Origin of the sequence: Enterobacter sp. WCHEn045836, from assembly GCF_003965585.1 — a bacterium.
Taxonomy (GTDB): domain Bacteria; phylum Pseudomonadota; class Gammaproteobacteria; order Enterobacterales; family Enterobacteriaceae; genus Enterobacter; species Enterobacter dissolvens.
The window spans coordinates 34127-54356 of record NZ_RXPT01000003.1 but is presented as its reverse complement, the minus strand read 5'-3'; the positions used below and the strand labels follow the sequence as shown (position 1 = coordinate 54356).

26 protein-coding genes and 1 pseudogene are annotated in these 20230 nt (G+C 50.3%); 8 read left to right on the top strand and 19 right to left on the bottom strand.

The annotated features are described in order from the left end of the window. The first annotated feature begins 49 nt into the window (after positions 1-49). The 4 genes from EKN38_RS04595 to EKN38_RS04580 are packed head-to-tail and all read left to right on the top strand — an operon-like array spanning position 50 to position 3416. A complete protein-coding gene (locus tag EKN38_RS04595; RefSeq protein ID WP_126521765.1) occupies positions 50-1063 on the top strand; it encodes an ABC transporter permease in 1014 nt (337 codons plus the stop codon). Continuing rightward, the gene (locus EKN38_RS04590) at positions 1063-1896 is read left to right on the top strand and encodes an ABC transporter permease (protein ID WP_014831015.1); all 834 of its coding nucleotides are present in this window, start codon (positions 1063-1065) and stop codon (positions 1894-1896) included. Before EKN38_RS04595 ends, EKN38_RS04590 begins: the two co-directional genes overlap by 1 nt. Next, positions 1889-2725 carry an ABC transporter ATP-binding protein gene (locus EKN38_RS04585; RefSeq protein WP_014831014.1) on the top strand — a complete coding sequence of 279 codons (837 nt, stop codon included), beginning with the start codon at positions 1889-1891 and terminating at the stop codon, positions 2723-2725. Before EKN38_RS04590 ends, EKN38_RS04585 begins: the two co-directional genes overlap by 8 nt. Further along, entirely contained in the window at positions 2712-3416 is a 705-nt protein-coding gene (locus EKN38_RS04580) for an ABC transporter ATP-binding protein (RefSeq protein WP_014831013.1), read from the top strand. The genes EKN38_RS04585 and EKN38_RS04580 overlap by 14 nt, the downstream gene beginning before the upstream one ends. A 69-nt stretch (positions 3417-3485) precedes the next feature. Here the strand turns inward: EKN38_RS04580 and EKN38_RS04575 are convergent, their stop codons facing one another. The 4 genes from EKN38_RS04575 to budA form a co-directional block, all read right to left on the bottom strand. Beyond that, complete coding sequence (locus tag EKN38_RS04575; protein WP_023620402.1) at positions 3486-3959, bottom strand: cold-shock protein; 474 nt, start codon at positions 3957-3959, stop codon at positions 3486-3488. Between the two features lie 131 nt (positions 3960-4090). After that, positions 4091-4861: a (S)-acetoin forming diacetyl reductase gene (locus tag EKN38_RS04570; protein WP_014831011.1), complete on the bottom strand. Its 771-nt coding sequence runs from the start codon at positions 4859-4861 to the stop codon at positions 4091-4093. Positions 4862-4881: 20 nt separating this feature from the next. Next, positions 4882-6603: an acetolactate synthase AlsS gene (alsS, locus tag EKN38_RS04565; protein ID WP_409449467.1), complete on the bottom strand. Its 1722-nt coding sequence runs from the start codon at positions 6601-6603 to the stop codon at positions 4882-4884. After that, positions 6575-7354, bottom strand: coding sequence for an acetolactate decarboxylase (gene budA, locus EKN38_RS04560; protein ID WP_014831009.1), 780 nt, complete (start codon positions 7352-7354; stop codon positions 6575-6577). The genes alsS and budA overlap by 29 nt, the downstream gene beginning before the upstream one ends. A gap of 105 nt (positions 7355-7459) precedes the next feature. On the opposite strand from budA, the gene EKN38_RS04555 reads away from it, so the two are divergent. After that, the gene (locus EKN38_RS04555) at positions 7460-8341 is read left to right on the top strand and encodes a LysR family transcriptional regulator (protein ID WP_014831008.1); all 882 of its coding nucleotides are present in this window, start codon (positions 7460-7462) and stop codon (positions 8339-8341) included. Between the two features lie 72 nt (positions 8342-8413). Here the strand turns inward: EKN38_RS04555 and EKN38_RS04550 are convergent, their stop codons facing one another. Both EKN38_RS04550 and EKN38_RS04545 read right to left on the bottom strand, forming a co-directional pair. Beyond that, positions 8414-8776 carry a cupin domain-containing protein gene (locus tag EKN38_RS04550; RefSeq protein WP_014831007.1) on the bottom strand — a complete coding sequence of 121 codons (363 nt, stop codon included), beginning with the start codon at positions 8774-8776 and terminating at the stop codon, positions 8414-8416. 75 nt (positions 8777-8851) lie between these two features. Further along, on the bottom strand, positions 8852-9670 hold the full coding sequence (locus tag EKN38_RS04545) for an AraC family transcriptional regulator (RefSeq protein WP_043951746.1): 819 nt from the start codon (positions 9668-9670) through the stop codon (positions 8852-8854). Positions 9671-9917: 247 nt separating this feature from the next. On the opposite strand from EKN38_RS04545, the gene EKN38_RS04540 reads away from it, so the two are divergent. Both EKN38_RS04540 and EKN38_RS04535 read left to right on the top strand, forming a co-directional pair. Beyond that, a complete protein-coding gene (locus EKN38_RS04540) occupies positions 9918-10373 on the top strand; it encodes a hypothetical protein (RefSeq protein WP_014831005.1) in 456 nt (151 codons plus the stop codon). 108 nt (positions 10374-10481) lie between these two features. After that, positions 10482-10949, top strand: a complete 468-nt coding sequence (locus EKN38_RS04535; RefSeq protein ID WP_014831004.1) for a GNAT family N-acetyltransferase — start codon at positions 10482-10484, stop codon at positions 10947-10949. 126 nt (positions 10950-11075) lie between these two features. Here the strand turns inward: EKN38_RS04535 and EKN38_RS04530 are convergent, their stop codons facing one another. The 3 genes from EKN38_RS04530 to EKN38_RS04520 all read right to left on the bottom strand — a co-directional run bounded on the left by EKN38_RS04530 (position 11076) and on the right by EKN38_RS04520 (position 12496). After that, a complete protein-coding gene (locus EKN38_RS04530) occupies positions 11076-11309 on the bottom strand; it encodes an Atu4866 domain-containing protein (protein WP_202947482.1) in 234 nt (77 codons plus the stop codon). A 108-nt stretch (positions 11310-11417) separates the two neighbouring features. Beyond that, a complete protein-coding gene (locus tag EKN38_RS04525) occupies positions 11418-11657 on the bottom strand; it encodes a hypothetical protein (protein ID WP_014831002.1) in 240 nt (79 codons plus the stop codon). A 116-nt stretch (positions 11658-11773) separates the two neighbouring features. Next, positions 11774-12496: an SDR family oxidoreductase gene (locus EKN38_RS04520; protein ID WP_014831001.1), complete on the bottom strand. Its 723-nt coding sequence runs from the start codon at positions 12494-12496 to the stop codon at positions 11774-11776. Positions 12497-12594: 98 nt separating this feature from the next. Here EKN38_RS04520 and EKN38_RS04515 point away from each other — a divergent pair, with 98 nt between their 5' ends. After that, positions 12595-13494: a LysR family transcriptional regulator gene (locus tag EKN38_RS04515; protein ID WP_014831000.1), complete on the top strand. Its 900-nt coding sequence runs from the start codon at positions 12595-12597 to the stop codon at positions 13492-13494. 361 nt (positions 13495-13855) lie between these two features. Here EKN38_RS04515 and EKN38_RS04510 read toward each other — a convergent pair whose 3' ends face one another. The 10 genes and pseudogenes from EKN38_RS04510 to EKN38_RS04465 all read right to left on the bottom strand — a co-directional run bounded on the left by EKN38_RS04510 (position 13856) and on the right by EKN38_RS04465 (position 20223). Continuing rightward, positions 13856-14077 carry a hypothetical protein gene (locus tag EKN38_RS04510; RefSeq protein WP_014830999.1) on the bottom strand — a complete coding sequence of 74 codons (222 nt, stop codon included), beginning with the start codon at positions 14075-14077 and terminating at the stop codon, positions 13856-13858. 267 nt (positions 14078-14344) lie between these two features. Continuing rightward, positions 14345-14659, bottom strand: coding sequence for an SMI1/KNR4 family protein (locus EKN38_RS04505; protein WP_260480537.1), 315 nt, complete (start codon positions 14657-14659; stop codon positions 14345-14347). 187 nt (positions 14660-14846) lie between these two features. Beyond that, positions 14847-15224: a hypothetical protein gene (locus EKN38_RS04500; protein WP_071841832.1), complete on the bottom strand. Its 378-nt coding sequence runs from the start codon at positions 15222-15224 to the stop codon at positions 14847-14849. 340 nt (positions 15225-15564) lie between these two features. Next, positions 15565-15831 (bottom strand): annotated as a pseudogene (locus EKN38_RS26210) (RHS repeat-associated core domain-containing protein); the annotation flags it as partial. A 131-nt stretch (positions 15832-15962) separates the two neighbouring features. After that, positions 15963-16349 carry a hypothetical protein gene (locus EKN38_RS04490; RefSeq protein ID WP_014830995.1) on the bottom strand — a complete coding sequence of 129 codons (387 nt, stop codon included), beginning with the start codon at positions 16347-16349 and terminating at the stop codon, positions 15963-15965. Between the two features lie 161 nt (positions 16350-16510). Continuing rightward, positions 16511-17095, bottom strand: coding sequence for a hypothetical protein (locus EKN38_RS04485; RefSeq protein WP_014830994.1), 585 nt, complete (start codon positions 17093-17095; stop codon positions 16511-16513). A 180-nt stretch (positions 17096-17275) separates the two neighbouring features. Beyond that, positions 17276-17548: a hypothetical protein gene (locus tag EKN38_RS04480; protein ID WP_014830993.1), complete on the bottom strand. Its 273-nt coding sequence runs from the start codon at positions 17546-17548 to the stop codon at positions 17276-17278. 359 nt (positions 17549-17907) lie between these two features. Then, entirely contained in the window at positions 17908-18474 is a 567-nt protein-coding gene (locus tag EKN38_RS04475; RefSeq protein ID WP_014830992.1) for a hypothetical protein, read from the bottom strand. Between the two features lie 186 nt (positions 18475-18660). After that, positions 18661-19167: a hypothetical protein gene (locus EKN38_RS04470; protein ID WP_014830991.1), complete on the bottom strand. Its 507-nt coding sequence runs from the start codon at positions 19165-19167 to the stop codon at positions 18661-18663. A 612-nt stretch (positions 19168-19779) separates the two neighbouring features. Continuing rightward, on the bottom strand, positions 19780-20223 hold the full coding sequence (locus tag EKN38_RS04465) for an SMI1/KNR4 family protein (protein WP_043951578.1): 444 nt from the start codon (positions 20221-20223) through the stop codon (positions 19780-19782). Positions 20224-20230: the final 7 nt, after the last annotated feature.

Sequence of the window (20230 nt, the reverse complement as noted above, 5' to 3'; positions counted from 1 at the left end):
TGTGGGAGAGGGAGCCGTCCGTGCATATTTTCAGGATAACGGTTTTCCCATGCCACATCTTTCCACCCGCGTGCTTCAGGGTCTGCTCAACCTGCTGCTCACGCTGTTCGGGCTGCTGCTCGTCACGTTTGCGCTCTCTGCCTTTTCCCCGGTCGATCGTGTATTGCAGATCGTCGGCGATCACGCCAGCCAGTCAACCTACAATCAGGTTCGCCACCAGCTCGGACTGGATCGGCCCCTGCCCGTGCAGTTCTGGCACTATCTGCAAAACCTCGCCCACGGTGATTTAGGCACCGCCAGCGCCACCGGACAGCCGGTGCTGCAGGATCTGCTGCACGCCTTTCCCGCCACGCTCGAACTGGCAACCCTGGCGCTGATTATCGGTACCGTACTCGGCGTAATTGCCGGGGTGTTGTGCGCCCGCTACGCCGGATCGCCGCTCGATTTAGCCCTTCGCACGCTCACCCTGCTCGGCAACTCGGTGCCGATTTTCTGGCTCGGGCTGCTGATGCTGGCCCTGTTCTACGCGAAGCTGCAGTGGAGTGCCGGTCCCGGCAGGCTGGACGACATCTGGCAGTTCACCGTGGAGCCGAGGACCGGCTTTGCGCTGGTGGATACCTGGCTTTCCGGCGACCGGGAGGCATTTCGTAATGCCGTCAGCCATCTGGTACTGCCGGTGCTGCTGCTGGCCTATTACTCGCTGGCAAGTATCACCCGCCTGACGCGCTCCGCCTGTCTGAGCGAGATGAACAAAGAGTACATTCTGCTCGCCCGCGCCAAAGGGGCCGGGGAGATGGCCATCCTGCTGCGACACGTGCTGCCCAACATACGCAGTACGCTGCTGACGGTCATCGCACTGGCCTACACCAGCATGCTGGAGGGCGCGGTATTAACCGAAACCGTCTTCTCGTGGCCGGGCATCGGGCGCTACCTCACCACCGCCCTGTTCGCCGGCGATACCACCGCGGTGATGGGCGGTACGCTGCTGACTGGCGTCTGCTTTGTGCTGATCAATAACCTTACCGACCTGCTTGTGCGGGCGACCGATCCCAGGGTGCGCTGATGCCGTTCTCTATTTTCTTACGCCGCCTGCGCCGCTCCCCCGCCGCCTTTTGCGGACTGGTTGCCATCGCGCTGCTGGTGCTGATCGCCCTTTTCGCGCCGTGGCTTGCGCCGCTTGATCCCAACTGGCAGGACGCCGCCGCGCGCCTGCAGGCACCGAACGGCCAGCACTGGCTGGGGACCGACAGCTACGGGCGGGATCTGCTCTCGCGTTTAATTTACGGCACCCGTCCGGCGCTGGGGCTGGTGGCTTTAGTCACCGTTATCACCCTGCCCGCCGGTCTGCTGGTGGGGATTTTGTCCGGCTACTACGGCGGCTGGCTGGAGCGCATTCTGATGCGCTTTACCGACGTGGTGATGTCGATGCCGCGCCTGATCCTCGCCTTCGCGTTTGTGGCGATGCTCGGCCCCGGCCTGCTTAACGGCGCGCTGGCGCTGGCCTTAACCACCTGGCCGGCCTACGCGCGTCAGGCGCGGAGTGAAATTCAGCGCCTGCGCCACAGCGATTACCTGGCCGCCGCCGAGATGATGGGCATTCGCGGCCTGCGGCTGCTGGTGGGTCATATTCTTCCGTTGTGCCTGCCCTCGGCGATTGTACGTTTAGCGCTGGATCTGGCGGGGATTATTCTGGCCGCCGCCGGGCTGGGTTTCCTTGGCCTCGGCGCCCGTCCGCCAATGGCCGAATGGGGGGCGATGATTGCTGACGGTATGCAGGTGATTTTCGACCAGTGGTGGATTGCCGCCATTCCGGGCGGCGCGATCCTGTTCGCCAGCCTGGCCTTTAACCTGCTGGGCGATGGCCTGCGTGATGTACTGGAGCCGCAACATGACTGAACAACGCGTCATCGTCGATGCGCTGACTATCGACTACCCCGCCGCCCGCGTGGTCAATAACCTGAGCTTTACATTAGGCAACGAGCGGCTGGCGCTGGTGGGCGAATCCGGCTCGGGCAAATCGATGTCAGCCCGCGCCCTGATGGGGCTGGTACGTAAGCCCGGCGTAGTGAGTGCCCGGCAGCTTAACGTGCTGGGCAACAATGTGCTGACGATGAATACCCGCCGCTGGCAGGCGCTACGCGGTAACGGCATTGCGATGGTATTGCAGGATCCGCGCTATGCCCTCAACCCGGTGAAAAGCATATTTGCCCAGCTTGACGAGGCGCTGACCTTGCATCAGCGCCTGCCCCGTGCAGAGCGCGTGGCGCGCATTCACGACATTGTTCGCGCCGTCGGGCTGAGTGAAAACGTGCTGGCGCGTTATCCCGGTGAACTCTCTGGCGGCATGGGCCAGCGGGTAATGATCGCCATGGCGCTGATCAACAACCCACAGGTGCTGATTGCCGATGAACCCACCTCGGCGCTGGACGCGCGCCTGCGCAACCAGATCCTCGAATTGCTGGTACAGCAGTGCGAAGCCCGGCAGATGGCGATGCTGCTCATCAGCCACGACCTGCCGCTGGTGGCAGAGCACTGCGACCGCGTGCTGGTGATGTATCAGGGCGAGAAGGTCGATGAGATGGCGGCAAGCCAGCTTTCGCAGGCGACGCATCCCTACACGCGCACCCTGTGGACCTGCCGGCCGAACGCCGACACGTACGGCCAGATGCTGCCAACGCTCGACCGCACGCAGCCCTGGAAGGAGGCAAGCAATGGCCCTCGTTGACGTCAATCGGCTTCAGGTCACCTTCGGTGAGAAAACGGCGGTGTCCGGTGCCCGTTTTACCATCGAAAAAGGCGAAACGTTCAGCCTGATCGGTGGCTCCGGCTGCGGTAAATCGACCCTGTTGCGCGTGCTGGCGGGGCTGCAGCGCGAGTGGCGCGGAAGTCTCTCTCTGTTGGGCGAAACAATACAGCCAGGGCAGCGTTTTACCGGCCCGCTGCGCCGCAACGTGCAGATGGTGTTTCAGGATCCGTGGGCCTCGCTGCACCCGAACCACACGCTGTTGCGCACGCTGTCGGAGCCGCTGAAAATCCACGGCGAGACGCAGATTGCACAGAAAGTGGCGGATGCGCTACAGCAGGTGGGGTTATCCGCCGATGCGGGTAAGCGCTACCCGCACCAGCTTTCCGGCGGCCAGCGTCAGCGCGTGGCGATAGCCCGTGCGCTGCTGTTGCGCCCGCAGCTACTCCTGCTGGACGAACCAACCTCGGCGCTGGATATGTCGGTGCAGGCAGAAATTTTGAATCTGCTCAACCGCCTGAAAGCCGAGCACGGCATGACCTATCTGCTTGTCAGCCACGATGCGGACGTGATTGCGCATATGTCCGACCGGGCGGCGTTTATGGCGCACGGGGAGATCCAGCGGGTGTTTGATCGGGAGGCGATGTTAAGGGGTGAGCACAGGATGGGGTAACCCGTGCGGCGGCGAGCGCCGCACGGGTTTTCCAGGCCGGGTAAGGCGCAGCCGCCACCCGGCAAACAATTACTTCAGCAGCTTCACCGTAGCATCGATATCGATTTCATCTTCGGTAAAGATCAGCGTGGTGTTCTGGAAGGTGGTGATCGCCAGCTTCTTCACCGTGCGCATTTCGCCCGGCTTTTTGTCGGATTTCGGTTTGATGTTGTTCATCAGCAGCCCGACCGACAGCACCGCGTTCTCTTTGTCGATGCCCGTATCCGCAGGCTCTTCTTCGCTAAACACCACGAAGGATTTGATGGAGGTGAGCTTCACGCGCTCGCCGGCAATATAGAGGTGTTTACTTTCCGGGATCACCTTCACCGCATAGGCGGAAAGGCCTTTGTTGTTGGTGGTTGGCTCAAAGGTCACCGCCGCGTCTTTCTTAATCAGATCAGGGTTGGCGACCTTAATCACATGAAAATAGCGGTTATCGCCGTTTTCATCTTTGATAAATCCAAAGCCTTTATCTTTAAACCACGTTGTGATTGTACCGTTCATCGCTGTTACCGCCTGTCAGATCGTAATGACTAAAGTTTTGCAGCGCGCAGTGTAATGCACAATGGCGGAGGAGACAAAAAAAAGCCCCTGCACGGGGGCAGGGGAAAACTCATGTCAGAGCTTATTAGAATTTAGTTGAACACCATCCCACCATCAATCAAGAGCGACTGACCAGTCATGTAGTCAGAGTCTGGCCCGGCGAGGTATGAAACACAGGCAGCGACATCTTCCGGTTCGGACAGGCGGCCAAGCGTAATGCGTTTGGCAAAGGTTTCGGTGCCATAACCAAGCGGTTTACCTGCCGCCTCGGACACCTGACGGTCAATCTCCGCCCACATCGGCGTTTTCACGATACCCGGGCAGTAGGCGTTAACGGTGATCCCCAGCGGCGCGAGGTCCCGAGCGGCGGTCTGGGTTAAGCCGCGCACTGCGAATTTACTTGAGCTGTACACCGCCAGTTCCGGGTTACCGGTGTGGCCCGCCTGGGAGCAGGCGTTGATGATTTTGCCGCCGTGCCCCTCTTTGCGAAACGCGTCAATCGCGGCCTGCATACCCCAGATCACCCCTTTCACGTTGATGTTGTAGACCTTGTCGACAATCTCCGGCGTGATGGATTCGATGGGCGTAGATGGCGCAATCCCGGCGTTATTCACAATCACGTTGAAACCGCCCAGCGCGGTGCGGGCTTTCTCCACCGCCGCAAACACCTGGTCGCGATCAGAGACATCCACCTTCACGGCGACGGCGTTGCCGCCGTTACGGATGATTTCATCGGCGACGGCTCTCGCCGTCTCATCGTTGTAGTCGGCGATAGCGACGGCAAAACCATCTTTCACCAGGCGCAGCGCAATCGCTTTACCAATCCCCTGGCCTGAGCCGGTTACGAGAGCAACTTTTTGCATTTCTCTGTCCTTATAGTGAGTCACAAAATCTGGCTGAGATGGAGCTGGCCCATCAGCAGCGGGTTATCGCTGTAGTCAACGGGAATGGCCACCACGGCCGGGCCATTCACATCCATCGCCGCACGCAGCGTCGATTCAAGGGCATCGGCGCTCTCCACGGCAAAGCCCCTGGCGCCAAAGGCGTCGGCATAGGCTTTGAAGTCAACCGGGCCGAACGCCACGCCGGAAAGACGCTGGTATTTTTTCTCTTCCTGAATGGCGACCATGTTGTAGCCGTTATCCACCCAGATGATGTGCAGCACGTTGGCGTTGAGGCGCACCGCGGTTTCCAGCTCCATGCTCGACTGCAGGAAGCCGCCGTCACCGGACACCGACACCACCTTGCGGCCCGGGTTGACCAGCCACGCGCCAATGGCCCACGGCAGCGCAACGCCCATGGTCTGCTGACCGTTGGAGATCATCACCTGGCGCGCCCGGAAGCTGTAGAGGTAGCGGGCGATCCAGATGTGGAAGCTGCCCATGTCGACGGTCAGCGTCACGTCGTTATTGACGATGTCCTGCATGGCGCGAACGATACGCAGTGGATGCAGGGCAAACTGGTTGAGCGAGGCACCGCGGCGATCGAGCAGATCGCGCTGATGCTGGCGATCGACCAGGATTTCTGACGCACGCTGGCTGAGCTCCAGCTTGTGGTCAATCCGGCTGGCAAGCAGGTTCAGCGTGGCGGCGATGTCGCCCACCAGCTCGATGTCAGGGACATAATTGCGCTCTTCATACGCAGGCAGTACATCAATATGCACCAGCGTGGCGTCGCCGCTGTTCCACATGGACGGCTCATACTCAACCGGGCTGTAGCCGATACAGATAATCAGATCCGCCAGGTGCAGCAGGCGGTCACCCGCCTGGTTGTTAAAGAGGCCAACGCGTCCGGCGAAGCGGGTGAAATGCTCCTGGTTCACCGCCCCGGCGGCCTGATAGGTGCTGGTGACCGGAATGCGGCTTTTCTCCAGCAGCTTACGCAGCGCCGCGCTGTTAGCAGGCTGGCTCGCCATCAGCCCCAGCAGGATCACCGGGTTTTTGGCGTTGTCGATGAGTTTCGCCACGTCGTTAATGGCCGATTCAGGAGCCGGGCCCATCAGCGCCGGGCCGCTGGCCGGTAAAATCGCCCCCGTGGCAGGCTGGTCAACAATATCCTGCGGCAGGCTGACGAACGCACCGCCCGGCCTGCCGTGCTCGGCGGCACGGAATGCGTTCGACACCACTTCAGCAATCGCATCCGGAGAGCTGACTTCAACAGCGTATTTGGTGACCGGGCTGAACATGGCAACCGTATCCATGCTCTGGTGCACCAGCTTGGCTTTATCCGCCCGCTTCACCGCCCCGCCCAGCGCCACCACCGGGTCGCCTTCGCTGTTGGCGGTGGCGATACCGGTGATCAGGTTGGAACAGCCCGGGCCGGAGGTGACCAGCGCCACCCCGGCTTTGCCGGTCAGGCGCCCTACCGCCGCCGCCATGAACGCCGCGTTTGCCTCGTGGCGTACGGGGATGATCTCAATGGAGGAGTCCAGCAGGGAGTCAAAGACTTTGTCGATTTTCGCCCCCGGGATCCCGAACACCTGCTTCACGCCCTGCGCTTCCAGTTGACCTACAACCATATCGGCGCCATGCGCCCACTGACGTGACTGTTTCTCACTGTTCACGGTAGTTCTCCTGTTAGTTTTCGACGGAACGGATCGCTGCATCAAGATTGCTGGGGTGAAGGTTGGCCTGTAAAAACGCGCTGTCGGCTGGCAGATCGATCATCAGCTTGTGTATTTCGCCAAAGGTGAGCACGCCGCTCTCCAACTGATAGTCGAGCAGATGTCCCCCGCCCTGACGGTCGTCGGTAATGAAATGTTCGTGATAGCCGGCCACGTTAATGCCCTGCATATGCTGCGGCGTGCGGAACCCGACCAGCACCCCTTCGCGCTGGTTGAAGCGGAACACCGGCTGGTCGTCCAGCACGTCGGTCATCGCGCGGTATGGCGGCGTCTGACGCGGTACGGTACGGGTGTGGGCGTGGCGGAAGTTGCCGTCGATGCGCAGCGCGCAGAACAGGTTATCGGAGGGGATTTGCTGGTCGATCACGTCGTGGATCTGCTGACGACTGACCGGCGCATCAAAGGTTTTACGGTACTGCGGCTGGAACCAGGTCATCACCGCGAACGGCGTTTTCTGCTCTGGCTTCGCGGCGCGTGCGCTGCCGTCGGCGCGCAGCTGGTACACCTGGCTGCTGAAGGCAATCATTTCGCCGTCCAGCTCGTTGAAGGTGCCCAGACCAAAATCACCGTGCGCCAGCAGATCGGCGATGGTGGTGTCCCCCTCGTAGACGCCGCTTAGCAGGGCGCTCATTAGCGATGTCTGATAGATCACGCTGTCAGGATGCTTAGCGGAGAACCCGCGCAGGGTCTCGCATAAACTGGCCTCACAGTCGCAGGCAGATGAGTGCATCATCATGCTCGTCCTCTTCAACTTTATTTAGAAAGGTTAAATAAATGTTGACCCGATTCAGCAGAGAGTTCCAATATAGAATCCATGCTGGTTTGAGACGTTTTAGATATGGAACTTCGTTATCTGCGGTATTTTGTCGCGGTTGCACGCGAGCGACACTTCACCAGGGCGGCCGAAGCGCTGGGTATTTCACAGCCTCCTCTGAGTCAGCAGATCAAACGGCTCGAAGAGGAAGTGGGCACGCCGCTGTTCAGACGCCTGACGCGGGGCGTAGAGCTAACCGAAGCGGGAGAAGCCTTCTACGAGGACGCCTGTAAGATCCTGGCGCTGAGCGACGCCGCGCTGGAGAAAGCCCGGGGCATCGCGCGCGGTCTGAACGGTAACCTGTCGATTGGCATTACCAGTTCAGATGCTTTTCATCCCAAAATTTTCACGCTCATTCGTCAGTTTCAGGTACAGAACATGGCGGTGCAGGTACACCAGGTGGAGGCCAATATGTCTTCGCTGACAGCGATGCTGGCGGAGGGGGAACTGGATATTGCCTTCGTGCGGCTACCGTGCGAAAGCAGCAAGGCATTCGAGTTAAAGATCCTTGACCGGGAACCGATGGTGGTGGCGCTGCATCGCGACCATCCGCTCGCAACAAGCGGCGATCTGGCGCTGGAGCAGCTCCGGGATACGCCAGTGGTGTTGTTCCCGCAGGAGGTCGCGCCCGGCCTGTTCGACCGGGTTTACAGCTGCTGCGAACGGGCCGGGATCGACGTGCAGCACGCGCTGCAGTCGTCACAGCTTTCGTCCTCCCTGAGCATGGTCTCCGCCGGTGGCGGCTTCGCGCTGGTGCCGAAATCGATGGCGGCCATTTCTCCGCCGAATGTCACCTATCATGCGTTGAGCTCACCCGAGCTTTATACCGATATCGCGCTCTGCTGGCGACGGTTTGAACGCTCGCGGACGGTGAAGCGGTTCTTGACGATGATAAGCGAGGAGTAGCGGCCGGTTTGGTTGGTGGTTTTTGTAGGCCGGATAAGGCGTAGCCGCCATCCGGTAAGACAGCTTCTGGCGTCAAATCCAGACATCATTCTCGGCGGTGCGTTCCCCGCCTTCGTGCCCGGTATTAAGGACGCCGCAAGGTTCTATCATCATCATTTTTACCGTCCCCTCTGCAGAGGTTTTGTGCTCTATACCTTTTGGCACCACGTACAGTTCCCCCGGATTGACGAGCACATGCCCGTCACGAAAATCGATACGTAACACACCCTCGACAACGATGAATGCTTCATCGGTTTCAGGATGCGAGTGCCATATAAAATCTCCCTCAATTTTCACAATCTTAAACTGGTAGTCATTCATCTGTGCGATGACTTTCGGCTGCCAGTGCGCGTCAAAGAGGGAAAATTTATGTTCCAGATTAACAGGTTGATGCATGGTGACACTCCCTATGGTTGAGAAGTCACCAGGATAGAGTAAGGCCGTTGCGCCAGTCTTGAACGATCGTGCAACTCAGGCACGGCTGTTTTGAATGAATTTTTGCCAGCGTCCCGGCGAGATCCCCACCGTTTTTATAAACTGGCGAGTCATATGACTCTGGTCGGAAAACCCGGCTTCAACGGCAGCTTCAGCAAGCGACAGCCCCTTCTCTATCAAACGTCGGCAATATTCAAGACGGCGCATCGTTACATAGCGATACGGGCTTGTTCCGTAAAGTGCGCGAAAATCCCGGCTCAGGCTCCAGCGATCCCTGCCGCTGACGGCGGATAATGTCTCCAGCGTAATGTTCTGGCTAAACTCGGTTTGTATATACTCGCGTGCACGCTCTGCGCGACGATAATCGAATGCGCATCGTCGAACGCGTTGCCCTCCCACAATGGCCAGCGTGCTGGCCAGATCGTAGAGCGCATCCTCTTCTTCCAGCGTATCAACAGCTTCCTCTGGCGCTTTGAGCAGGGATTCCGTCGCCGCGAAAAGCCGGGGATCGGAGGAGATCCCGCCGGGAATAAACGGCAGCGGTTTTCCGCCCAGGATTTTCTGAATTAACGCGGGATCGATATACAGCATCCGATACTGAAATCCGTCAGTCGTCCCCGCTTCTCCGTCATGCACTTCATCGGGATGCAGGACCATCGTCCCGCCCGGAAGGCTGTGTTGTTGGCTGCCCCGATAGTGAAAACTCTGTACCCCGGACAAGGTTCTGCCTATCGCGTAGGTGTCATGCCGATGTGGCTCATAGCCATGCCCGCTGAAATACGCCTCAATGCGCTCTATCTTCCCTGGCGTTTGTGCAAATTTGACCCAGTCTTTGTTCTCTTTTTCGCTCGCCATATGTGCCATCTGATGCCAGTTGAGGGTAAGTCACACCATAAACGCAGGGGGTGGTGTTTGGAAAGAGAGGAATGGCAGGGCTTTCTGGAAGGCGCCTCGCAAACCAGGAAGTAACCTTGTGTAATTCAGGATGGCGGCTTTTCATCACATCTTCATGGCCGTAAAGTGCCTGCGTTGCGGCACCACCGTAACCGGGGCCAGGAACCCACAAGCATGACGCGACATTTTTACCTGAAGAGGATGCTCAATGACGACTCTCCCTGGATTTTCTTACGCACTCGCTGAAGATAGCGCGGTTTATCACCTTATTAACCTGCCCCTTCCCGACACTGCGGATCTGTTCGAACTGGTTGATGCCTGCGCCGCCTGTGTCAGCGTGCTGGTTGAAACCGACGATGCAGTAACCCACGCTACCCTCTGCGCGCGCTTGCAGGCAGGACTTAAACGCCTGCGTGAACGTTGTGATGCTGAACTCCCACCGCATCTGGTTGAACGGCTCATCGCGGGGGAGACGATCGTTTCCTGCGTGCCGGACTGCTGGCAGGAGACGACGTTGCAGGTGGATTATGCGCTGGCACTCACTCGCGCGGTAATGGGCGGCACGCTGCCTGCGAACGTGGCAAAAGACCTGACCGGATTGCTGCATGACATGGTATGGCTGTTGGCGGAGTTTGTGAAAGAGCCCTATATCACGGCACACTGAGCCGGGAGACCGGGCAGCGGCAGGATCCGTAAAAAGATGCTGAAAGCTGTTAAGTCGAGTATCGAATGATAAGGTAGATTTTCCACTACATTTCGGGCAGGTACAAAAGTGAATATTTCAGAGAAATATGAATGGAGTAAGAATAACTACCTGGTGAGTACAGACAGACACAAACTGGATGTACAGGCCATCCATCGGTATTTAACGAGATCGAGCTGGGCAAAAGGCATTCCTCTGGATATTGTCTCTGCGTCAGTCGAAAACAGTCTTAACTTTGGCGTTTACCATAATGAAAATCAGATTGGTTTTGCTCGCCTGATAACGGATTACGCTACCTTCGCCTACCTTTGCGATGTTTATATTCTTGAAGAATACCAGGGTGAAGGGCTCGGAAGATGGGTTATGGAATGCATACACAGTCACCCCATTTTTGATCAACTCCGCAGGGTGATGTTATTTACAACCACAGCGCCCTGGCTTTATGAAAAATTTGGCTACGAGCCGGTAAACAGAGAAAACTATGCATGGACCATTACACGGCCTGATATTTATATAAATAGTAAAAAGCCTGACTGATAAACAGGCATAGCACAATTTAAATTTTATCAGGCAGTCCATTGCCATTATAACGATGGCTTTGACTCAGCAAAGCATGCATCTTAATGATGTATTAAACCTATTTCGCTCGTTATGGAAAAATATTTACTTCTGACGGAAAAGCACCATTCCGGCGTGATGAAGTTCGTCATTACTGACAAAGATCCCATCAGCGGTAAAACCGGAGTCGTCCTGGTAGTAGATTCTGTTTTGACGAATTTCATAGTCCCCCTGGAAGGCACTACGCCGGGTGCCGCGTGCTTCATCGTAACGTCCATCCGGTAAAAGTTCATGGCGAATTAATCCATCTTCAGTAACCCAGACACCTGTGTAAAGCATTTCGTTTTCCATCTATTGTCCTTAGAATGTCTATTCACGATAAGATTAATGACATTGTTGTTGCAGAGTTGCTTCGGCACCCTTTTAATGGTGCTTTCCTCGTATTTTTCACTTCACCAGAAGTGTTTCTTTTGGATTATCAGAAATTAATCTTGCCGTCATATAGACCCTGTTCTTAACAGATGCTCCCAGGATTTCATAGGATTTACCCTCCTCCTGTGCCAGTAAAGAGATTTTTTTCTCAGCGCTGTCAATGGTTGAGTCGACAGCACTAATAGTCTGGGCGCTACTGTTAAAAGTCATGAAAGACAGAACTGCCGCTACAGTGAAAGAATAAATATTTCTCATGATGATTCTCCTGATAATTGGCGATATACCTTATTTTGTTAAGGCGAGCGGTTACCGGGCACCATACCCGCCAGATGTATTTTATTTAAAATGGATGTAAATATTACAATCGTGCTTCAGTTTGCAGACGCGGTTGGTCTGATGGTTATTTCTGTTGTATCAACGCTTTCCGGCGCCTCAATGATATGCCTTACGGCACGGGCAATGTCAGCAGGTTGAAGTGCAACAGCGCGGTAAACATCCATCGCCGCCATGGTTTCCGCATGGGTAATGGTTGACGCCAGTTCACTTTCCACCACGCCAGGATTAACGCACGTTACGCGGACTTTCGAGCTTTCCTGGCGTAAACCATCTGAAATAGCCCGTACCGCAAATTTAGAGGCACAATAGACTGCCGCCGTTGGCACAACGGAAAGAGCACCAATAGAGCCAATATTTATTATCTGACCGGAGCCCTGCGCTTCCATCAGCGGAAGCACGGCGCCAATTCCCCACAGCACGCCCTTGATATTAACGTCAATGGTGCGCTCCCATTCATCCTGTTTGCCAGCCGACAGCGGTGAAAGCGGCATAATGCCCGCATTGTTGATAAGAACATCAACACGGCCCCAGTTATCCAGCGCGGCCTGTACGAAGTCAGCCATAGACTGTCGGTTTGTGACATCCAGCTGCTGGGCTTTCGCGATACCACCCGCACTGCAAATTTCTGCGGCAATCGCCTCGGTACGCTCCACTCTGCGTGCTCCCAGTAAAACCTTCGCGCCAGCTTTTCCAAGCTCTCTGGAAATGCCTTCTCCAATACCACTTGATGCGCCGGTAATTAATATCACTTTATTCATGATGCTCTCCTTCAGTTGAGTTCGAAGAGATAATAGATCCTCTCGATTAGTTCCAGTATCCTGCTCTCACTGGACTCACTGGTTAGCATCGTTAAACAATGAAGATTGATCTTAACCTTTTACCCGTTTTCATCGCGGTGGCAGAAGAGCATAGTTTCAGTAAGGCCGCGGCACGGCTGGGCGTTACCCGTTCGGCGGTCAGTCAGGGAATACGACGGCTTGAGGATGCCTTTGGGACAATGCTGGTCATGCGCACAACACGCTCAGTGAATTTAACGGAAGCGGGAGAACGGCTGCATAAATCTCTGTCACTACCGGTAGCCGGTATTGAAGCCGCATTCGATGATATGGCTTCTGACGATATGCCACGTGGCCTTCTCAGGATCGCAGTGACCTCGATTGCGGAAGAATTTCTTTCGGGTCCGCTAATCGCCTCGTTTGCGGCAGCGAACCCAGCGGTGACGCTTGATATTGTTGTCACGGATGAGGAGTTTGATATCGTGGCAGCAGGCTACGATGCTGGCGTGAGGCTCGGAGAAGTCATTGAAAAAGATATGATTGCTATTCCGCTTACCGGAAAGCAACGTGAGATGGTGGTTGCCTCTCCCTCCTATCTCGCTGCCAACGGCATACCCGTTCACCCGCGTGAGCTGATGCATCATCGGTGCATTGGCTGGCGACCAGCCCCGGATGTTGCCCCTTATCGCTGGCCATTTGAAGAGAACGGGAAAGCCTTCGACCTGGCGATTGAACCGCAGATTACGACTAACGATCTGCGTCTGATGCTGAGGCTGGCTCTTGCCGGTGGCGGCATAACGCTTGCCACTCAGGAAACATTCAGGCCGTATATTGAAGGTGGTCAGCTTGTATCATTGCTTGATGATTTTCTTCACCATTTTCCTGGCTTTTATCTGTACTTCCCTCAGCGTCGCAATATTGCGCCAAAGCTCCGCGCCCTGATTGACCATGTCAGGGAATGGCGGCAGCAATCTGTTTAATCGGCGGCACGGCTGCGCCCGGCGGCGCTATGCTTGCACGGGCCTACGGTGAGTGTCGAGGCGGGGATAGTAGATGGCTGGCAATTGATGATTGGTTTTCGCAGGACGGGTAAGGCGTAGCCGCCATCCGGCAATGCAACTCTTAAAGCCGCATCCTGTTCGATCAGGAGGACATTATGCGATGTGCCAAGAAAAAGTATGTATACGTATGAATAATATGTGTGTCGTCTCCTCGTCATGGCTCGCCTGGAATCATCAGAAAGGATGACAACAAAGCCAGTCATGTCACAGATAAAGCGTTATGGTAATTCCAGAGGTACATCACTGCCATTAAACACTTCCTTTAGATACTTTTTTGAAACTAGTACCATTTTTTGATTCTGGCAAGGAAGGATTGACAGGCATCGTTTTCAGTTGCAAAAAATTCAACCTCTGTGCGTTTTCCATGTTCACTGTAAAAAACACACCATAGCCCTCCATCGAGGATCAAACATAATGCCTCATCCTCAACACCATCAATAGAGTAGCTATCACTGGGTATGTTTAATTTATTTAACTCATTTTGCAACTCTACTCTATCCATAGGTTTTCCCTGCTATTTTCTTAAAGATAAACATTAATAACCCCGGCATAAACCGGGTTATAAATCTATAACCCCTTACCTTAACAACACAACTTAAATATTTTATGCGGACACTGATATTGAGTCCTTGATAACAGTAACCTCCCTACCTAAAATTTTGGAGGCTGCTTTTGCATTGTCAAGAAAATAATTCCTTTATAAATTCTGAGAACGAGTCAGAAACCAATTCAATTTCTTTATCATCCATCAGGAAAATAAATACCTTACCTAATGAATCATCAGATTTAAGAGATAGTAGAAAAGAGTCCCCCCATCATCATAGGCAAAGGGAACCATATTCCTCAACTCGCCAAATGATTCGATAAGGTCACAATAGAGTTTCTCTATCGGCAGGTCACCATATTTTATAGGGTTAAAACCGCCAAGCATAAACGGATTATTTTCTTCATTATCATTAGGATACCCGCCATTATTTTTTAGATAAAAATCAAGAAATGACGTGGGAAGATGATGATCAAAGTACGCATTGAACGCGTTTATTTCGTCAACAGTCAATTTATATTCTAAATCAGTAAGATACATGATGACTTTACCTTGAAGAATCTACAGGTGCGGTTTTGGCAAAGATTCCGCACGCATTAAATTATAAATAAGCTCTGAGCTCGAAAAATGAGTTAATGCCCATCTCAGACCACATCAACCCGGCACAATTAACTACCCAACTTGTAGATCGTAGTAGCGGAACAGGTAAGTTCTTCTCAGTTTCCATCTATACTTCAAAAGGATACAATGAGATATTTTTTATGGCTGTTAAAAACGAAACAAATTTACTACCACCAGGGTAGGACTCAACATCTAAAAATATCATACGCCCCCCTAATGAGACAGTTAAAACCCCGTCACTCTCATAAGATATAACCTGAGAAACAAATAACACCCCATCACCACCCATCTTAATTTCAGGTGTCTGCTGACAAACATCATTAATATTCCAGCCCCATTTAAACATGTCGTCCACATCAAATTCGACATTATAACATCTATTTACTTCCGGTGGTTCACCACACCATACAGCCACTCCATTGCCTAAAGGTGAGGTGAACTCTACTTTATTTCCATCAAATTTCACTACTGTTATGTTTGTCATTTTAGTATCGGTACTCTCACAACAAGATTATCAAAATTCATGACATTATTTACAGAGTCTAATGTCCATTTGTCTTCATGGTAATGATGTTGGGTAGGTTTACTATTCATCTCATGGTTACCATAACGGATACTTCTCTTACCGTCAGCCGATACGATTCGGTCTGAGTCTGGTAATCCAGTTCTTGGATGGATATTTGTATGGGGGCCGGGGCTAAGGAAATCATCCCAACGATTAAGGCCATCCTCTGGTTTAACTGGCTTAGAAGCATAAGTCTCATTGTGGTACCCCTGCCCTGGAGGATTCGGATTTTTCCATCAGCATTAGATTCCGTCTTGCATAAACCTAACGGATCAATCCCCCCCCAACGGATTCGGCGCATACTGATAAAGATTCCACCCGCCATTCAACCCTATCGGATCCTGCACAATAAACAGCCCGACCTGCGGGTCGTAGTAGCGGAACAGGTTATAATGCAACCCGTTTCACCGTCAGCGTACTGCCCTGCATAGCGAAGCGGTTGATGCGCCATCGCTGTGCGATTCACAACCCGTGAGAACCCTTCGCTCTGATGGCGTACCTCGCCAAAGCTGTCGAACTGCCCGCTTCAGCGCACCTCGTCGCATTCGTCGGTTATCACGATATCGATTTGGTCTCTTCGGTTAGCACGAGGTTGAATAGATTTGTAGATACAGCGTGATTTTAGATGAATGTTGACCTTATCTGGGATCGGTATATTCATCCTTTGGTTATGCGTGTATTCACTATGTCATTCACATAATGTTCAATCGAAATATTGTGCTCCCGATTAATCTGAGAAATGAATGCGCTAAGATGCTCTTGCGATGCATGAAGGGTCGTGGCAATAAGGTTATCAAAATCGTTCTGAGTAAATCGTTTATGTCCCTTCAACGTCGAGTGCTGAAGCAAAGTGTGTGCGGTCACTTCCAGGACGGCCCGCCGGTAATGATCGGACAGCAGGACGTCAAGATCGGTCTTAAGAATATCAAACTCAAAATAAAAGCTGACAAATCCCGATTCAACAGGTAATGAATAAATCAGTTTGTCACCTAATTTCTCAACGTAAGGTTCATATCCTTCGCCCATTACTCGCGTAGTCTGCATATAATCCCTCTCCTTTCATGCATTATATTAATTCCACTTAAGAAAATATACAACGTTACTCTTTTAAATCTTGCTTAAAAGGCCTGTAAGAATCACAGAGAACATCACCTCGCTAAAAAATTACATTTTCGCCGTGCTGGTTTACTTTGAAAGAAAATAATTCACCCGTAAAAATAATTATAAAACGCATTGAAATTTTCATTACCGATAAGTGGCACAATCCTTTCCCGCAACTCATCAATGAAATTGTCTTTTACTTCGTCATTATCATCTGCTATATCAAAGATACTGTATTGACCATATACCAAATCAATAAGCTCAGCTAGAGAAAATATGAACCCAGAGAGACTACTAGCTATCTGAAACGGTTCAACTACATCATAACCTGCATAAACAGAGGAACTCCCTTCATTGATAACCGCAATTATAGGTTTACCTCCGCCAAAATTATCGCCAATAACAAGATAATTATCTGGTAAGTATTCATAACCACTTTGAGCCTTCAAGAGCTCACTTACTGAGTGAAGTTTAATTGGCGTGAAGCCTGTTTCAATCTTTAATTTTTCAGGATTACAATTTTTATATAAAAATTCCACCTCTGTCGAACGAGGTAAGTTGGACGGGAAGGCATTGTCCAGATCATTGACGGTGCTGAAACTCCCTGACAGCGAGTATTTATTGCAAATGACAACAAGTTGTTTTAAAGCTTTTTCAGTCTCATTCACCATTGTTTCAGGCGCACCCATAAATATATCCCTCAGTAATAATTCATTAATTTAGTGTAATACCCCCAGAATATATAACCTTCTAACAAGCTAAGTAAATCATTTTCAATTACCCTCTTGTTCTTTAAATCAAAGCTCTAAGAAGTTATCATTCTTGAGATAAAAATTCAAACCTGCTATGAAATCTTCTACAGATGGTTTTTATCTTTGATTAGAAATATCATGTAATACATCTATAAATTGATCTCCATAGAAAAACAACTCTAGCGAATTATCGACAACAAAAACAGGGTATACTTCCTCATCGTCATCCCTAATGACAGGATAGTTTTCCAAATAACAAACAAGATCTGCTTTTGCAGATAACTCATATTCTTTTGTATACACACAAAAATTATCCAATGTATCCCCACCCATAATTTTATTTATTATATCATCTAAATCATAAGCCTTACTGTATTCTAACTGACTCATACGCACAATCCTTGAAGTTTATTTTTTATAATTTGCAAGGCAAGCAGTTAATAATAGGATTATATACTCCATTGAACTTTACTTTAATCAACCTTAATAATTCGAGTGATTGTTTTTTGATCAGCTTTTTACTAGCCGAAATAATACCCATAAATCAAATCATATTTTATATCGATTACCTTTATACTCTCATAAACGACACCCTATTATATTGTACGCATCGACTTACGATCTTAACCACTAAAAAATCTGCACTTTAAAATATTAACAACTCTAGAAATAGAATTTGAAATGGGCACGTCATTATTATATAAGCCGGAATAATTAATATAATTCAACCTTTTATTAATCACTTATCTTTACGAGTACTGCCAAAAACCAGCCACGATATTCCCGCCAGATATGTTTTTATACAAATATAAAGCACCGTAACCAAAGATGTAATCACCATCAAGCAATGAATCTGGATAATAATCTTCATCTATCTGCATGAAAAATTCATAACCATCTTTTTGCAAAGCATCAAAATAACAATCTTCCGATTGTATTAACCTTGCATCTTCGGTTTTAGTGATAAAGTCAAACTCTTCACTTTCAACCTTATCATACCCAACAATAACTGCCTTATTAATGTATTTTATCGTAAATGCATCATTATTGCTTTCATCAGAAAACGTATGCGTAAAAACTTTTACTGAACAATTGGGGTAGATATTGTTATCAATCATATCATCATATCCTTCAGGAATAAGTATCGTAATATACTCATGTCCATCATCAGGATTCTGAATTGTCAAATAAAACTTATAGCCCCGAACAACATCTTGTTTATCTAAAAAGAATTCAGGGATATTTCCACCAATCCGCCCAATGACATTACCATCAGAAAAGATACTTATTTTAGAGATCAGATTATATTTAATCATTCCTTCAACTCACTCCCATAAAAAGTACATTTTCTCTTTCCTAATACCCATAACCATTTCAGCGAACAAATTCTTAGCATCTTAAGTCACTTTTATGATTAACTGCAATGTACGTCTCTTTAGATATGATAGAAAAATAAATTAATAAAATCCGGAAAAATTTATTTTCTTTGCCAGCTAATGGATTTAATAAAGCCTGGAGTTTGAGCGTGGTTCAACATCTCTTATACCAAGTTGATTCGTTTTTTCAAAAATTAAATCATAGCAGTAGACTGTCTCTTCCCCCTTTAATAAACGAACACCTTCAAGGCTCACTTTATATATTCCTTTAGGAACATCAGCATTAATCCAACCAGTATAACTTTCCCACTCCCAAAATACTGCCATATCGGCAACATATAAATCACCAGTTACATTAAGATAGAAATGTTTATCTGTGAATATAACCTCTCTGTCTTCATTGTCGGGAAATTCATTTAAAAAGAGCCTAACAACATAGCCACCATCATCAAGGCCCATAATGGGTAAGGCAATACCTTTATTAAGAACAAGATCCCCTTTGTCGGTGGTGGTGAATTCCTGGAGAATGTTATCTCCATCCTCTATCTTCCCACCAAATGGGGCCAGTATTCCTGGATAATCGAAAATTATTATCCCGTTAAAATCCACATCAATGTCAATTGTTTTAACCACATCTACCTCCTGATGCCTTACCTATTTCTTGATTATGAACAACGCAAGCAATTTCCAATGTGCTTCTTTAGGAGTGACATTTTGACTAAGATTCCAGCCGTCGAAGGAATCCTTAAATCGTTTGTAATATGTGAAATGGAATATAAATTACGGCTAGTCACATTGAATGGAACGTCCGCGGATCCTTGCCACGGCCCCTGATTTTTTTCGGTATCATTTTTAATAGCTCTATGTAGTTCTTCATGCATTCCAGCGCTATAAGGATCCGGGAAAAACGTTGGTGTATTTTCATAGTGCCAAGATCGGTTGGTCCAATGCTGTTGGCTATTTTTCGTGGCATTAAATGGTATCCGATTCAAATTGGGTACAATGCCCATGGCATTAACCCTAACAGATTTATCCAAGTAAGTTGGTTGGGAACATATGAGTATAAGTCTAACCCACCATTTAACCCTCTCGAAGTCTGCACAATAAGCTGACAGATCTGCGTATAGCAAAAAAGGAAATATGTTATTAATGAAATAATTGGGCACTCCATCATTGCATTAATGAAGCCCCCTGTAAAAAGTAGTGATTAACAAATCCACCCTCTTACGAGGGTAAGAACCTGTATCACCATGCTTCATCTTCAGGAATTATTTTTCCAATAAAACTTTCAAAATTTGGCTCAAGATAGATCTCCTCCTGATTTTCCAAATCACAAAAATATACTGCACCATCATTTATACCAACACAATAGGGGAACCCACCTCCATCAATTGCGAATGGTATAAAATTTTCTGCAAGAATTTTTTTGTTAATTACTAAATCCTTATAGTAATCATCAACAGTTAATATGCCCGATCTTTTAGTATGTAATACAGGTAGGAAATATTTTATATCATTCTCGTAGTGTTCGCTTTGATAAACACGACGACCTTCGTCCAGTATGCCACCATTACTTATAAGCCATAAAGATTTTAAGGCATTAGGAAAAGTTACGCCCAGCGAAACTTCGATCTTGCCTAGCTCATCAGCAGATACAGCAGGGGAAGAATCTATAAGTTTAATCATCATTTCTCTC